17 protein-coding genes and 1 pseudogene are annotated in these 13064 nt (G+C 65.4%); 2 read left to right on the top strand and 16 right to left on the bottom strand.

What is annotated here, in order from left to right; translation table 11 throughout:
- Positions 1-44: 44 nt before the first annotated feature.
- The 11 genes and pseudogenes from rlxS to BMY84_RS00245 all read right to left on the bottom strand — a co-directional run bounded on the left by rlxS (position 45) and on the right by BMY84_RS00245 (position 9661).
- Positions 45-2009 (bottom strand): relaxase/mobilization nuclease RlxS, encoded by a 1965-nt coding sequence (gene rlxS, locus BMY84_RS00195; RefSeq protein ID WP_093079196.1) that lies wholly within the window; start codon positions 2007-2009, stop codon positions 45-47.
- Positions 2010-2260: 251 nt separating this feature from the next.
- Positions 2261-2632 carry a hypothetical protein gene (locus tag BMY84_RS00200; protein ID WP_256214982.1) on the bottom strand — a complete coding sequence of 124 codons (372 nt, stop codon included), beginning with the start codon at positions 2630-2632 and terminating at the stop codon, positions 2261-2263.
- Between the two features lie 232 nt (positions 2633-2864).
- On the bottom strand, positions 2865-3500 hold the full coding sequence (locus BMY84_RS00205; RefSeq protein ID WP_093079201.1) for a lytic transglycosylase domain-containing protein: 636 nt from the start codon (positions 3498-3500) through the stop codon (positions 2865-2867).
- Positions 3488-4069: a S26 family signal peptidase gene (locus tag BMY84_RS00210; RefSeq protein ID WP_093079204.1), complete on the bottom strand. Its 582-nt coding sequence runs from the start codon at positions 4067-4069 to the stop codon at positions 3488-3490. The genes BMY84_RS00205 and BMY84_RS00210 overlap by 13 nt, the downstream gene beginning before the upstream one ends.
- A complete protein-coding gene (locus BMY84_RS00215; protein WP_093079206.1) occupies positions 4066-4296 on the bottom strand; it encodes a DNA-binding protein in 231 nt (76 codons plus the stop codon). Before BMY84_RS00215 ends, BMY84_RS00210 begins: the two co-directional genes overlap by 4 nt.
- A gap of 158 nt (positions 4297-4454) precedes the next feature.
- Positions 4455-4754, bottom strand: coding sequence for a DUF736 domain-containing protein (locus tag BMY84_RS00220; protein WP_093079209.1), 300 nt, complete (start codon positions 4752-4754; stop codon positions 4455-4457).
- A 354-nt stretch (positions 4755-5108) separates the two neighbouring features.
- Entirely contained in the window at positions 5109-5537 is a 429-nt protein-coding gene (locus BMY84_RS00225; protein WP_093079211.1) for a DUF5990 family protein, read from the bottom strand.
- A gap of 186 nt (positions 5538-5723) precedes the next feature.
- Positions 5724-7519 (bottom strand): annotated as a pseudogene (locus BMY84_RS00230) (ParB/RepB/Spo0J family partition protein).
- 106 nt (positions 7520-7625) lie between these two features.
- On the bottom strand, positions 7626-8054 hold the full coding sequence (locus BMY84_RS00235) for a DUF2958 domain-containing protein (RefSeq protein WP_093079214.1): 429 nt from the start codon (positions 8052-8054) through the stop codon (positions 7626-7628).
- Positions 8051-9028 carry an ArdC family protein gene (locus BMY84_RS00240; protein ID WP_093079216.1) on the bottom strand — a complete coding sequence of 326 codons (978 nt, stop codon included), beginning with the start codon at positions 9026-9028 and terminating at the stop codon, positions 8051-8053. The genes BMY84_RS00235 and BMY84_RS00240 overlap by 4 nt, the downstream gene beginning before the upstream one ends.
- 372 nt (positions 9029-9400) lie before the next feature.
- On the bottom strand, positions 9401-9661 hold the full coding sequence (locus tag BMY84_RS00245; protein WP_256214983.1) for a hypothetical protein: 261 nt from the start codon (positions 9659-9661) through the stop codon (positions 9401-9403).
- A gap of 83 nt (positions 9662-9744) precedes the next feature.
- On the opposite strand from BMY84_RS00245, the gene BMY84_RS00250 reads away from it, so the two are divergent.
- On the top strand, positions 9745-9966 hold the full coding sequence (locus BMY84_RS00250) for a helix-turn-helix domain-containing protein (protein ID WP_093079219.1): 222 nt from the start codon (positions 9745-9747) through the stop codon (positions 9964-9966).
- Between the two features lie 74 nt (positions 9967-10040).
- On the opposite strand, the gene BMY84_RS30325 is transcribed toward BMY84_RS00250, so the two are convergent.
- A complete protein-coding gene (locus BMY84_RS30325; RefSeq protein WP_256215088.1) occupies positions 10041-10340 on the bottom strand; it encodes a DNA -binding domain-containing protein in 300 nt (99 codons plus the stop codon).
- On the opposite strand from BMY84_RS30325, the gene BMY84_RS30330 reads away from it, so the two are divergent.
- The gene (locus BMY84_RS30330) at positions 10296-10601 is read left to right on the top strand and encodes a hypothetical protein (protein ID WP_256215103.1); all 306 of its coding nucleotides are present in this window, start codon (positions 10296-10298) and stop codon (positions 10599-10601) included. The genes BMY84_RS30325 and BMY84_RS30330 overlap by 45 nt on opposite strands.
- Here BMY84_RS30330 and BMY84_RS30790 read toward each other — a convergent pair.
- The 4 genes from BMY84_RS30790 to BMY84_RS00270 all read right to left on the bottom strand — a co-directional run bounded on the left by BMY84_RS30790 (position 10576) and on the right by BMY84_RS00270 (position 13062).
- Complete coding sequence (locus BMY84_RS30790) at positions 10576-10764, bottom strand: transcriptional regulator domain-containing protein (RefSeq protein WP_371262387.1); 189 nt, start codon at positions 10762-10764, stop codon at positions 10576-10578. The two genes, BMY84_RS30330 and BMY84_RS30790, sit on opposite strands and share 26 nt — an antisense overlap.
- Positions 10765-10769: 5 nt before the next feature.
- Positions 10770-11630, bottom strand: coding sequence for a phytanoyl-CoA dioxygenase family protein (locus BMY84_RS00260; protein ID WP_093079221.1), 861 nt, complete (start codon positions 11628-11630; stop codon positions 10770-10772).
- Entirely contained in the window at positions 11627-12232 is a 606-nt protein-coding gene (locus tag BMY84_RS00265) for an acyl-homoserine-lactone synthase (RefSeq protein ID WP_093079224.1), read from the bottom strand. The genes BMY84_RS00260 and BMY84_RS00265 overlap by 4 nt, the downstream gene beginning before the upstream one ends.
- A 71-nt stretch (positions 12233-12303) precedes the next feature.
- On the bottom strand, positions 12304-13062 hold the full coding sequence (locus tag BMY84_RS00270; RefSeq protein ID WP_093079226.1) for a LuxR family transcriptional regulator: 759 nt from the start codon (positions 13060-13062) through the stop codon (positions 12304-12306).
- Positions 13063-13064 lie beyond the last annotated feature (2 nt).

The following is a 13064-nucleotide window of genomic DNA, read 5'->3' on the forward strand; positions in this document are numbered from 1 at the left end:
TGGCGAATTGACCAGATGAGACCCGACAAGTACATCCTCATGCTTCAGGAGATGGTCGCCCCCGCTCGACCGCGCCCGAATTGCCAACTGATCCCATCCGTGCGCATGATGCCCGAAGCGGCCTTGCCGATGTTGCGTTCAAGCACGTCGCGCCACGGCACCAACGTGAAGTCCCGCGATCGCTCGACAACAGCGAAACTTCCACTTTCCAGATCGACCCGACGGGCGATCTTTCCCTCGATCCGTTCGCCGAGCCGCGCCGGTTCGAACCGTTTCCCGATATCGTCGCCGAGCCGCTCGCCGGCGTGCTGCAATTCACGCTGGCGCAGCGTGTCCAGCGCACCGTCCCGATATCGGAACCCGGGCCGCTCGTCGTCCGCCAATTGCTGCTCGATCAGCCACTGCCGCCGCGCCGCGAGCGCGGTCCGTACCTCCCGCCCATATCCCACATCGCGCACAGCAACATGACTGCCCTCGGCAAGCTTCCGATCGAGCCAGGTCGGCGCATCCTTCCCGGCCAGGTCGTCGATCGGAGACCGCGACAGTAATTCCAACGTGACTGGCCGGTCGCGCTGCTGGGCTCTCGCATAGGCATCGGCGCGGGCAAGATGATCGTCGGGGATCGTCCAGCTTCCGTCCGCCAGGCGCTCGGGTCCAGTGCCCGCGCGCCGCATCGCCTCGAGCCGCCGGACATGACTGGTTACGAACGCTTCGCTGGCGCCCGGATCGTGCGCCAAGTGCAGGTCGATCGAGTAGCGCCCACCATTGGCGCGGGCGATCGCATCGACGGTGCGATCAGCCTGGGTTGCCTCGATCCGCGACGGCGCGACCCGTACCGCCGATCCTTCGGGAACCGATGGTGTGGCATCGCCTCGGCCGATATCGACATAATGGACCCGGCCATCGACTCCGTCGACCATCAGGTAATGCCGGTCGCGATGCTCATCGGAAAAGCCACGTTGAATCACCCGTCCGATGATCGGTTCTCGAAGGTCATTTGCCACGACCTGCTCGACGCCGGCACGGTCAAGCCTGCGGGCGGTCAGTTCACGCTGCATGAGGCGGATGATGTCGCCGCGCTCACCCATTCGGCGAAGCGTGTCCTCCAGCCCCTCGGCGAGCCTGTAGCGTCCGCCACCAACATCGTCGGCCAGGCCCATCGCCTTAAGCTTGCGCAGCCGTCCCGCCGCGACCGACTGTTGGAAGGGATCGTTGTCCGCCGGTGACACCGTTCGGTCGAAGTCCATGCGGCGGACCAGCCGGCGGTCGATCGCGGTCAGCCGTTCCTGGTCAACATCATGGCGCAGGCGCGCTTCGATCTCATGATCGGTACGAGGGCCGAGGTCGAGCGTCACAAGCTCGCACGCGCGCTCGCGAAGCCCGTGCGAAATATACTCCCGCGCGATGACCAGATTGTCGCCCTGATCATCCACCCCGCGCAGCACGATGTGCGTATGCGGACGCTCGGTGTTGAAGTGGTCGACCGCGACCCAGTCCAGCTTCGTGCCAAGGTCCTGCTCGACCTGGGTCATCAGTCGCCGGACATAGGGCTTGAGATCGGGATATTCCGCGCCGTCTTCGGCGGAGACGATGAAGCGAAACTGATGGCGATCGCCGGCGGTCCGCTTCAGGAAATCACCGCCATCTGCACGGTCGGTTTCGGGACCGTAGAGTTCGCCCGGCAAGCCCTCGCGGGTCACCCCGTCGCGCTGGATGTAGCGCATGTGCGCGCGGGCGGCCTGGCCGCCCTTGCCAGCCAAGCGGATCAGGCTCGCCTTCACCACGGCACGGCGCCCGCGAAAACCCGCGAGCCGGTCGCGGCTCGACAGTAATCGCCCCATGCTGGCGCCGCGCCCGATCCGACTGCCGTCGAACCGTCGCGAGCGGACTCCGGTCTTCGTGCCCGCGAGGCGTGCAGCAGCGCGGATGCGTCCGCCATATTTGACGACCTTCTTGCCGTCCTTGCCGCGCTGGCTGCCGAGCCTGGGGGTAAAATCGTCGTCAGACATCACAAGGTGCCTCAGTCTCGCGATTTCGAGCAGAAAATGTCTGATTTCCGTCACTCTTGCCTTGACTGTCTCGCGGTCGCGATTGCCTGTCTCCTGAAAAAAGGAAGTGCAGACAAAGACTTGGCAGGGGTCGAGAGACACTGCCTTTATCTTGTTTCCCCTCCCTTCCCTCCCACTCACCCCCAAGGCTCAAAAAAAGGGGAGAGACGAGCGCCTTCTGACGCCGCCTCTCCCCGCGAATTGCGCTGCGATCAGTGCGCATGGAGCATCGCGTCCCTTGCCCTGACCCGTGACGTGAACTGGCGACATCCCACCATCCCGTGGGCCTGGCCATCGCCATCCACGATCATGGTGGCACAGAACCATTTCCCGTCGAGCCGCCCGCAAATCGCGATCCGGTCGAGTTCGAATTCCTCGCCATCGGTGCGTTCGTAAGCGCCGATCCAGCGCTCCTCGATCCGAGCATCCCAGCAAAAGTCCGCTTCCTCAGCCTCCAGAAACCGGTGCGCCAAGGCTTCGCCAGCACCCCGACCGAATTCCAGTTCAAGGCCAGAAACCAGCGCTGTCATCGCGCGATCAACGGCATTGCCCGACGCCGTTCCGATGCTTTGATACATGCCCATTGAAACCTCCAAGCTTCGCGTTCCCATCATCGAGAACGGCGTTCGAAGGACGGATGGCGGAGCGGCTGTCAGGGCCGCGGAGCGAAGCGCAGCGCCGCGAAGCGGACGTGGGGGGAACCGATTTGCGCAGCAAATTGGGGGGCACCTGCGGGCCTTGATAGCCGCTCCGCCAGCCGTCATCATAGGTCTATCGAGACGAGCTTCCTCCCTCTCGTGGGCACACGACCTCACGTCATTGCCCCTGCGACAGGGTGACAAAAAGTGACCCGTGGGACGTCGCATCAGGGCTATCGGAAGGCGGCGATGCCGGGATCCTTCGTACGGCAAAAAGCCCCTCCACCGGCCGCGCTGCTGCCGAGGCCCGGCCACTCCCTTTTGCTTCCGGCGCGACACTAGCGAGATAGCCGATGGTCTCGCGCGGCAGCCTCGTGCGACCGGCCAGATAGTCGGCATAGCGCGCCGGACCGGCATTATAGGCCGCGAAAAGACCAGGATAGCCGAAGCGATCGTACATCAGGCGCAGGTAGAATGTGCCCGCGAGGATGTTGTCGCGCGGGTCATCCGGATCGGCGCCAAGGCCAAGCCGCGCGCGCATGTCCGACCAGGTCGCGGGCATGACCTGCATGAGTCCGATCGCGCCCGACGATGACCGGATCGGCCGTCCGCCCTGGGAGGTGCGGCCTCGGCTTTCGGCTTGCATGACGCGCTCGATCCAGGCCGCCGGGACGCCGAAACGCAGCGACGCCTCGCGGATGTACGGCCGCCATGTCGCAACCGTTGATCCACGTTGTTGGGCCGATGGCTGGCTCGCTGCCGGGACCGGCGCGGCGAACGCCAGAAGGGCCACGGCCCATCTCAGCGGCGCCACAGCAACTGTGCCTTCCCGATGAGCTCGTTGCCTTCGGTCACCCCGAAATAGCGGCCGTCGAACGAGTCCGGACTGTCCATCAGCAGCAACAGTTGCTGCCCCCGCAGCGTGCGACAGCCGTGCCACGTGGGCATGGCTCGCCCTGCGCCATCGGCCACCCGTCGCCTCGCCGCCGGCCGGCCATTTACGAAGACCTGGTCGCCAAGCGCACAGATTTCATCGCCCGCCTCGGCTACGACGCGCTTAACGAGCGGGACATTGCCAGGGAGATAACGCCGGGCGGCGGCGAGCGTCCGGACAGGTTCGGGCAAGCGTGCCACCACCATGTCGCCGGGAGCCACGGTCGCATGCGGATTGATCCAGTAGAGCCCGACCGGAGCACTGGCGCTGGCGTTCCAGACGAGGCGCGGCGTTGGCGGAAGCATGGCCGAGCCAAGGACCATGCCGAGCCCCAGTCCGACGGCGAAGAAGCGCCGGCTGCGGCGACGCTGCACCTCCTTGCGCAGGCGAAGCGCCTCACCCCAGGCGAGAAGCGGCGCATCGCGCCCACTGTCGCGACGGCCGCTCACTTCGACAGCCCACGCGCACTATGCTCGCGCGACCAGGCATCGAGATCATCGATATGATATTGGACGAAGCGGCTGTGGCGGCGGAAGATTGGTCCCGTGCCGCCGCGCCGCATGCGCCGCAGCAGCAGACCGGAAATCTTCAGGTAGGCTGCCGCCTGCTCGGTGTTGAGGAAGGGCGAGCCGCGCTTGGCGCGGGTCGCCCGGGCGATCTGGTCGTCGTCGTCCATGATGAGCCATCCTTCGAATAGAGCGACCCGCGACAATGCGGTCGCGACATCGAGGATGGCTGGCGGGATACCGGGCCGGGAGTGTCGGAACCGCTAGGCGCGTTTTCGACACAGCAGGGCCAGGCCCCGCGCCGGTTTCGACGCGGGGCTCGTGCTCCTCAGCGGGACCAGATGAGCTTGTGCTCGCCATTGTCGCCCTGGGTCAGCGTTGCGTAGATCGGTGCGGGGAGCGAGGGATCGTCCAGCTTGAGGCTGAGATATTCGGCGCCGGTCTCCCGAGCCGCCTTGGTCCAGCCCGCGCCGAACTCCACGCCGCCGGCGCTGACGCGATGGTCCGGGGCCTTGTCGTGCTCACGTTCGACGGGCCGGATGGTGGCCTTGACGCGAAGCGTGAGGGTGCGGATTTCCCCGTTGTAGACGCCGTCCTCGTTGCGGGTGAAGCTGCCGATCTGTGCCATAATATGTCTCCTTCTCGATTGCCCGAATGCCGCCCGATGCGGCCTCGATGGCGGTCGATCGGGCGGTGTCGCGCCGCCGTGCACCGGGACGGCCGCAGCGCCAGCGAAGGACGGCGGAAGCGCCTGTTTCTTGATCCGCGAGGAGCCCGTCAGGGCGGGGAAGAAAGAGGCGCGAAGCCGTTGCATGGACTAGGCGCGCACGCCGCCAGACCAGCCTTCGAAAGAGGCCAAGGTCGGCATGAGCGATCCAAAGGTGGAGACGTTTGTTCCCACGATATGGCTACGATACCGTGGAAAAAAACCGGCTACGGGGAAGCCGCAACGCTAGGGTGTGCGCACAACGCCCCCCGCGTCCTAGCGCTCGAGAAGCTCCCGGCGCAACGCGAGGACCGTGGCGCAGGCGGGGCTGCCGTCCTTGCCGGCACCGCTGACCGTAGTGACGATAATTCCTCCTCTGGCCGCACGCTCCAACAGCACAGGGTCGATATCATGGATATCGACCTTCATCCGGCGGGACCAGGGTGAGCCGGGATCACCGGCCGCTTGACCGACGCGAACATAGACGAACTGGCGGATGGGGCCCTCGGAGCGGACGTGGTCGCCGTAGAATTTCGGGCCGGGTCCGATACGAACGGCGAAATCGAAAGCAAGTGGTTCGCCGTCGCGGGAGCGCTGCGGATCGAGTGGCTTGCCGTCCTTGGATTGCAGGCTGTGGAGCACACCAGGAACGGGCCGATCGATGACGATCCGCATCCTGATGTCGGTCGTGTCTGCGCGCTTCATCACCGCTCCTGCATTTCCCGCCCGGGTTCCATGAGCAGTCTGGCGATCATAATGGGCCGTGCTTGTCTGTTCCAGCACCCATCCAGGCACGACAAAGCCGCGCGGCCGAGCCCATAGGGCGAGGCCGCGCGGCGCGATTTTCCCAGCAGGCCGAAGGCGGGCGGGATCGCTCCCGCCCACGCTAATTCACGCCGCCTGCGGCAGCAGCCGATCCTCTTCTTTCTCCAGTTCAGCAGTGCCTCTGCCACTGGCCGTCTGCCGCGCAGCCATGACCTCGGCATGGGCAGCCACGGTGCCGACACCGCCCCTTTCGGTGTACACAGAAGGCGGCAATTGCATCCAGCGGGGCACCCAGCGCTCGACCTTGTCCCTCCCTTCGGCGCCGCCGAGATGGTTGGCGATGATCCGCTTCAAGGTTTTGCTCTTCTCCCCCGCATTGGCATTGGCGACCGTTTCGCCCGCCACTTCGGCCGTCATCCGGCCCAGCACTTCGCGGTCGCGCAGTAACGCGAAGAGGGCTTCATCGGCCTGCCACCAGTCCGCCATGGCGATCCCGACCTCCTCACCGACGCCTCGACGGCAGCCGAGCCTGCCGCCAAGGTCTCGCCGATGACGACGGTGATCGCCCGCATCACGGCCTCGTCAGGAAGCGCGACAAGACGCAGGAACAGCCCTGCTACGCCATGGTCGTCGCCGCTTCCACCGGTGACGGTCGGCTCTTCGGCGGCGAAGCCGAGAGTATCGAGGACCAAGCGGCGTTCCGCGTCGAAGACCGCCTCGCCCCGGCATGTTTCGACGCTTTCGCGCACCTCGTCATTGCGGCTCGCCTGCGGCTCGACACGCACGGTCCAAAGGGACGAGCCGACGATGGCGTGCGCGAGCATGAGACGCAGGGCGAGCGCCGGATGGCCTATGAGCGCGGCGCGCACAGCCGCATGGCGGTGAAGGTCCACATAGGTCTGGAGCGTGGACGTCAGTTCGCCACGCTGCACCCTGGGCGCGCAGGCGGCTTCGCCGCGTTCGATCCGGCGCGCCTCGGCGCGCGTGACATAGCCTTCGTGAAATATGACCTCGCCGGTGCCGCGCACATCGATATAGACGCGCCCGCCTTTGCGCTTCGCGGCCTTTTCGAATTCCCAAGACTGGAAGTGCTCGGCAGGCGGGACCACGACGACATCGCTCCAGCCTTGCTCGAGATAGGCGGCACGCGCCGTCTCGATCGCTGCGTTCTGCGCCGTCTAGAAGGCGTCGGGATCAGCGAAATAGCGGTCTTCGCCGAACAAATCGGCGATGGTTGCGCCCCCGAAACCATCGATGTCGAAGAGGGCGAAGCGGGCCGGGATCGACTGGCCGCCAAAGAGCCACGCCTTCAACTGGTGGCCTGTCGGGACATAGGCGTCGGGATCGTCGAAGAGCGCCAGCCATGCCTTTTGCTGGCTCTTGCTCGCCAGCGTCAGGTGACGAACCGTGGCCCGGTCGATCCGTTCGGCACGATAGAGATCGCGGATGCGCGGCAGCAGGTTGCCTAGCGCGAGGACGCGCCGGATGGATAGCTCGGGAAGTCCGAAGGTCATGGCGATGTCGTCCAGCCCTCGTCCTTCTCGCACCAGCCGGGTGAAGCTCTCCCATTGCCGCACTTCATCGGCGTCAAGCCGGGCCATGTTCTCGATCATCGAGGCCTCGATGGCGGCGGCATCATCGCCTTCCTCCATGATGGCGCAGGGCAGGAGCAGTGTTTCGGGATCAATGTCGCCCGCCTCCCGGCGTTCGTCGGCGACAACGCGGCTGGCATGGAAGCGGCGGCTTCCCGCGACGATCCCGAATCGCCCCTCGGCATCGGGAGAACGGACCAGCAGCGTCTGGATGACGCCGCGCGCGCGGACGGTCGGCAGGATGTCGGACACGTCCGGGGCCTTGCGGCCAAAGCGCATGTTTGTCTTGTCGACATAGAGCCTGTCGAGGGGAATATGATCGAGTTTCATGGGTCATCACCTTTCTTCAAAAGGTGCCGGCCGCGCTGGTTGCGGTGTTCGTGGCTTGACCGGCACTTACATGGCGGCGTGACGCGCCGCCTCGCGTCATCCGCCGTCAGGACGGTGGAATGTCAGGGTCCACAGGCGCGTCGGGGGAAGCCGGACCGTGTCGGCGGAGCATCGTCTGCGCCCAGAGGATCGAGCCGGAACGGCGCGACCATGCGGCCCAGACGGAAAGCGGATGAGCCGTTTCGAAGGCCAGATCGCGCTCGATCCCCATGCCATAGGGCAGCCGGACAGCGCTGATTTCCGAGAGGCTGAACGTGCCCATTTCCGGGCATCCAAAGCCAAGATCGGCAAGACCGAACAGGGTATCGCCATCCTCGGCAAGCTCGGTCGCCAGCCATGTGGCCGCGCCCAGCGGATTGAAGAGCTTGAGGAGGGGCACGAAGTCCGGTTCGGCAAGGCCGCTGCGCATGGCGATGCCATGGCGGATCGCATTCGCGCGCAGGGTCTCGCGCAGGTCATCGGGAAGCAGGATCATGCTGCGATCCTTTCCTCGGCTCGGGCATTCTCAACCTCGCGATGGCGGGCAAGCAGCCAGTCAGCGGCCTTCGAAGCCGCGCTGGCGGCACGGAAGATCGCGCGGTTATCCTCGCGCAGCACGTCGAGCCATGCGCCGAGATAATCCGCATGACGGACGGTCGGGACGATGCCGAGCGCGGCACACAGGAAGGCGGAGCCCATCTCCGCGACGAGTTCTTCGCGGGCATAGTCCTTGCTGCCGAAAGGATTGGTCATGTCCCGGTTCAGCCGCTTGGGGTGGCCGGTCGCATGACAAAGTTCGTGAAATGCCGTCCTGTGCCAGTTCACCGGATCGAAGAAGGCGGCCTGCGGCGGCACGGCGACGAAGTCGGCACCGGGCGCATAGAAAGCCTTCTCCCCGCCCACGCGAAACTCGACGCCCGAGGCAGCGATCACCTCCCCGGCGATTGGCGCGATCTCGCTCTCGGCCAACGGCACCGGATCACCGCCAAGGTCTGCGGGCAGCCCATCACATTGAGCGACATTGAAGACGGTAAAGCGCTTAAGGAAGGGAACGGGGCGTGCCTCGTCGCCGTCGCGTGTGGCCCGCTCGGCCTCGCCCTTGGGTGTGAAGCGATCGGCATAGACCACGGTCACGCCGCGCTCGCCCTTGCGGACGCATCCCCCGGCTTCGCGAGCCTGCCGAAAGGTCAGCCAGCCTTGCGACGGCCAGCCGTTTTCGATGACGGCGCACCACAGAATCAGAATGTTGACGCCCGAATAAGGCCGGGCCGTCACCGCGTTGCGCGGCAGGCCGGGCGCTGCATTGGTGCCCAGCCCCTCGACCTTTCCCCATGGCTGGACCCACGGGAAGCGACCCGCCTCCAGTTCCGCGACGATGCGCGTGCTCACCTCGTCATAGAGGCTCGCCCGTTCGCCGTTCCTGTCCTTTCCGACCTCACAGGTGGCTCTGCGGCTTGAAGATTTCGGCATGGCCTGTCCTTTCCGCCACCCTAAAAAGGCACAAAGCCTCCCCGCAAAGGCGGGGGTGGGCGGCGAAACGCGACCAAAAGGCCCGGCTCCAGCGGACAAGGGCACCGCAAGGGCGAAACGCACGTGGAGCACCCCGCAGGAGCGCAGCGAGCGGGGTTGTCCCTGGCCGCGACGGGCCTAGCCGGGAGCGCCGGCCACACCCGCCACGCCGGGAGAGGCAAACAGAAAACGCCGCCGCGCGCACTGCGCGGCGACCACCCATGCGCAAGCGATCGTTGCCGGCAGGCCGAGACCTGTAGGGGCTCGGGGGTGAGTGCAGCGAACCCTAGAGCGCGGTCGCGGCTATGCCGCGGTGCGCCTCAATCCCAGCGATTACGTTTTCTTAGAAAATGCGATTAGCGCTGACTGAAGACCTTTGCCGACTATCCAGCGCGCGCGCTGTAAGTGTCGTTCATAGAGATCAAATGAAATGATATCATACTCGTCGAGACGCAGAATTTGGCGCGCAGACTCCTGCCATGAAAGGCCGGCATCGGCGGCATCCATTAGGGCCGCGTAAAGCGCCAGATTGTTGAGGTCATAATCGCAGACCTCACCTTCTTCCGATGGAACATCAATAAGATTTGTCATCATCGTCTCGCGTCCAGTGACGCAAGCATACCGTTTAGGAACTATCGTTCCTAGAACTTTCGTTCCGGCTCCCGGATCGCTGGAGTATGGACTTGAAGCATGCCTTGGCGACCAACCTGCGTCTGCTTCGCCATAAGCGTGACCTCACTCAAGAAGATGTAGCGGGCCTGACCGGCCTCAGCTCACGTTACATCGGATCAATCGAGCGGGCTCGAGTATCGGCCAGCGTCACCGTTATTGGTAAAATCGCCGACGCTCTCCACGTCGATCCATGCGCGCTTATCAGCGATCCCGGCAGAGAGGGCTAACGCCGGACTGATTATCGGCAATCATGAGAGCCTTTTCGCACGCGACGTTGACGCGCTCTGCAGTTTTATGAATCTTACGAAAAGATCCCGGCAACCCCGCCCGCCAGCAAACGACCGCCCGCCTCGATCAGCCGGCGCACCTGAGACTTGCGATGATCGCCGTCACCGGGCCAGTCGCCAGGCCCCAGCACAAGATTGGCGGTTTCCCGAAGGCTGGCGCCGTCCGTATGCGCGTCGAGAGCGAGCAGGGAAAGATGCTGGCGCATAAGCCGGCGAGGATCTGGCCTGACTCCGCCTCCGCTAAATAGCCGGTGAACGGCCGCAAGCTGATGGATCAGCCGACCGTCCGCCAGGACCTCGAATTGCAGCAGCAAGCGTGCCGCAGGCGCGGCAGTACCCTCAAGATCGATCCGGGCGATTTCCCCGGCGCAGGCGAAGGCAAGGTGCGTCGTATCCGCACCCACGACGCATTGGCAATGCCGGCCCGCTATTTCGAGCCACAAAGTCGGCGACGGCGAGCCGGGCCGCACCGCCTGCGCGCGCAGGACGCACGGATCCAACCCCGCCGCCCAGATCGGCAGGACGCGGGCGCAATCCAACGCCGGATCTTCAGCGAAAGTGAAGCCCCCAGATAGCGGTAAAGTCTTGGGAGGCGGCCTTGCCGGGGCACATGGCCCCGGCAAGGTCTCGGACCGCCGAGCGGTAGGCCGGATTGCGTCGCAACACCTCCCAGGCAAGGCCCGCACGCCCGCAGCGGGCCAGCGCATCAAGCCGGCCGAGAAGCGCGCGAGCAACCATCGCTTTCAGCCCATCTCGCCCATCTGCGACCGGACGAACAGATCGGCTGCCTCGGCCTGGTCGGGCCGCAGGGCATCGATCGCCGGCAGATAGCGGGGAACATCCTCGCCAAGCAGAATGGATGGACATTGGCCCTCGACGTTGCCGAGGTTCGGGCGATGCTGGGCGTAGCCCACGAGCGCTGCAACCTCGGGCGGGAAGTTCCTGGCGACCGCAGGCGGGTAGACCAGCCATTGCAGCTCGAACGGCTTCAGCCAGCCAAGGCAATAGCTGACCACGATGCCGCGACGGGGCGCAGCGGAAGCATTGCCGCCCCCACCGTGGAGCGTCGAGCCCAGGAAGACCAGGGCGTCCCCGCGAGAGAGATGCGGGACGATCGTGTCCTCATCGGGCAGCACCGGGATGTCCTGGTCGAACTGGCTCCCGGTCCACAGCCGCGTGCCGCCATTTTCCCGGGTGAAAGTGGTGAGCGGCCACATGACGTTGACGAGATATTCGACACTGCCCTTTGGCCCATGCCACATGTCCTGGTCGCGATGGGGAAGCTGCGGCAAGGCGCCGGGCATGATCTCGATCGCCTGGGTGAGATTGAGGGCGATGCGCTCGCACCAGGGGTGCAGCAGCGCCTCGACGACCTTAAGGATCGTGGGATGCATGACCAGCTTCTGGGCATGGATAGAGCGGCCAAGAAGCCCGCCAAAGCGACGTGTCCGCTCGCCATAAAATGGTCCCTGGCAAAGCGGCGTCGCGCCGAAACTGGGTGACAGGTCCTGCTCGAGATCGTCGAGCACCGTAGCCGACAGGGCTTTCTCCAGGACGCACCAGCCATCGCGGTCGAGCGTCGCGGCGAGACGATCGGCGTTCATGCCGCAGCTGCCTTGCCGGCCTGGACATAAGTCTGGGTCCAGCACAGCCGCCTGGGCGTCTCGGGCTCGATGTGGACGAGGAAGGCGCCGACCGGGCCGCCGGGCATGCGAACGACGGGGCCGAGCGGCTCCGCTTTCCAGCCCATCGCCAGAACGTCCTTGCGGAAGCTTTCGGGAAGGACGCCGGTATAGCGATCGATCCCGCGCTCCAGCGCCACGTCGACCATGGCCGAGATAAGCTGGTTGCGCAAGTCCCGGCGCCGGGCAGCGCCGTGGCGGCGGGGCAAGCACAGCCTGGTGCTTTCCCAGGTCCGTGCGTCGGCAATGACGCCGAGCGGGCACAGGTCAGAAAAGATCGTGCCCAGCATGTGGGGGCGTTCGGTCGGCAGGAGCCGCAGCGACGCCGCATGGGCGCCGGTCTCCTCGGCAATGATGATGTAGAGCGCCTCGGGCGTATCGAACTGGTCGATTTCGAAGCGGCCGTCGATGACCGGCACGTCCCAGCCGAAAAAGTCGACGAAGAGCTGCTTGCGATCGGCGAACATGGACTGGACGAGATCGCGCCTTGGATGGGCGGGATGATTGGCGATGAGGTGGATCATGCGATGGCTCCGCTTGGCTGGATTGCATTGCCAAGGAAGCAGTGCGGCGCGCGCCCAGATAGACCGAGCAATTACCCGGGTTGACCGCGCCGAAGCTCGTGCAGTCCGACCTCGCCGGCAAGGATTGCGCTCACGACCAGCTCGGTCCGGTCGTGGGCATCGAAGAGGCGGCGGGCCTCGGTGAGATAGCCATCGACGGTCCGCGGTGCGAGGCCGAGCGCCCGGGCAATCTCCTTGTTGGAATAGCCGCGCCCGGCCAGCGCCACGCAATCGCGCGGACGTGGATGCAGGCGCGGCCTGGCGCGCGGCGCACCAGGGGCGCCATGGAGCCGCCGTGCGGCCTGGAAGGCGAAAATGCCGATCATCTGCACGAGCCCCAGGAGGGACGGCGCGGTCTCGGGCCGGCGCATGCCAGCGAAGGTGCACGAGCCGATGCAATCGCCGAGCAGGCAGCTCGGCACGGATATGCCTTCGTTGAGGCCCCAGCGAGCGCCGAAGGCGAGCGCGGCCTCATCGGATCGATCGAGCGCGATGATGGAGGGCAAATCCGACCAGACGAAGGCACTGTCGGCAAAGAGGCAGCCCCGGATCACAGGATCGCGCCGCATGTGCCGGTCGCGGACCAGCCGGCGAACGACGGCGGCGGGATAATGCTTGAGATTGACGAGGCCGTCGCGGGGCACCGCGAGATCGTCATGGTGGACGAGCGCCCAGAAGCGGCAGCCGATCTCATTGGCGACCGCTTCCATCAGGCCCTTCAGTTCATGGATTTCCTTCACCGCGCGCAGGGCCGTGATGATGCCCTGCGCAAGATGCCCATGTGGCTCCATCG

Source organism: Sphingobium sp. AP50 (assembly GCF_900109095.1).
Taxonomy (GTDB): domain Bacteria; phylum Pseudomonadota; class Alphaproteobacteria; order Sphingomonadales; family Sphingomonadaceae; genus Sphingobium.

Bases quoted from the DNA above. Each gene is read 5' to 3' on its own strand.
- BMY84_RS00220 (WP_093079209.1), bottom strand. From the start codon at position 4,754: ATGGCACAGATCGGCAGCTTCACCCGCAACGAGGACGGCGTCTACAAC.
- BMY84_RS00270 (WP_093079226.1), bottom strand. From the start codon at position 13,062: ATGGAGCCACATGGGCATCTTGCGCAGGGCATCATCACGGCCCTGCGC.
- BMY84_RS00250 (WP_093079219.1), top strand. From the start codon at position 9,745: ATGGACTTGAAGCATGCCTTGGCGACCAACCTGCGTCTGCTTCGCCAT.
- BMY84_RS00240 (WP_093079216.1), bottom strand. From the start codon at position 9,028: ATGCCGAAATCTTCAAGCCGCAGAGCCACCTGTGAGGTCGGAAAGGAC.
- BMY84_RS00200 (WP_256214982.1), bottom strand. From the start codon at position 2,632: ATGGGCATGTATCAAAGCATCGGAACGGCGTCGGGCAATGCCGTTGAT.
- BMY84_RS30330 (WP_256215103.1), top strand. From the start codon at position 10,296: ATGGATCAGCCGACCGTCCGCCAGGACCTCGAATTGCAGCAGCAAGCG.
- BMY84_RS00225 (WP_093079211.1), bottom strand. From the start codon at position 5,537: ATGAAGCGCGCAGACACGACCGACATCAGGATGCGGATCGTCATCGAT.
- BMY84_RS00260 (WP_093079221.1), bottom strand. From the start codon at position 11,630: ATGAACGCCGATCGTCTCGCCGCGACGCTCGACCGCGATGGCTGGTGC.
- rlxS (WP_093079196.1), bottom strand. From the start codon at position 2,009: ATGTCTGACGACGATTTTACCCCCAGGCTCGGCAGCCAGCGCGGCAAG.
- BMY84_RS00215 (WP_093079206.1), bottom strand. From the start codon at position 4,296: ATGGACGACGACGACCAGATCGCCCGGGCGACCCGCGCCAAGCGCGGC.
- BMY84_RS30790 (WP_371262387.1), bottom strand. From the start codon at position 10,764: ATGGTTGCTCGCGCGCTTCTCGGCCGGCTTGATGCGCTGGCCCGCTGC.
- BMY84_RS00235 (WP_093079214.1), bottom strand. From the start codon at position 8,054: ATGATCCTGCTTCCCGATGACCTGCGCGAGACCCTGCGCGCGAATGCG.
- BMY84_RS00265 (WP_093079224.1), bottom strand. From the start codon at position 12,232: ATGATCCACCTCATCGCCAATCATCCCGCCCATCCAAGGCGCGATCTC.
- BMY84_RS00245 (WP_256214983.1), bottom strand. From the start codon at position 9,661: ATGATGACAAATCTTATTGATGTTCCATCGGAAGAAGGTGAGGTCTGC.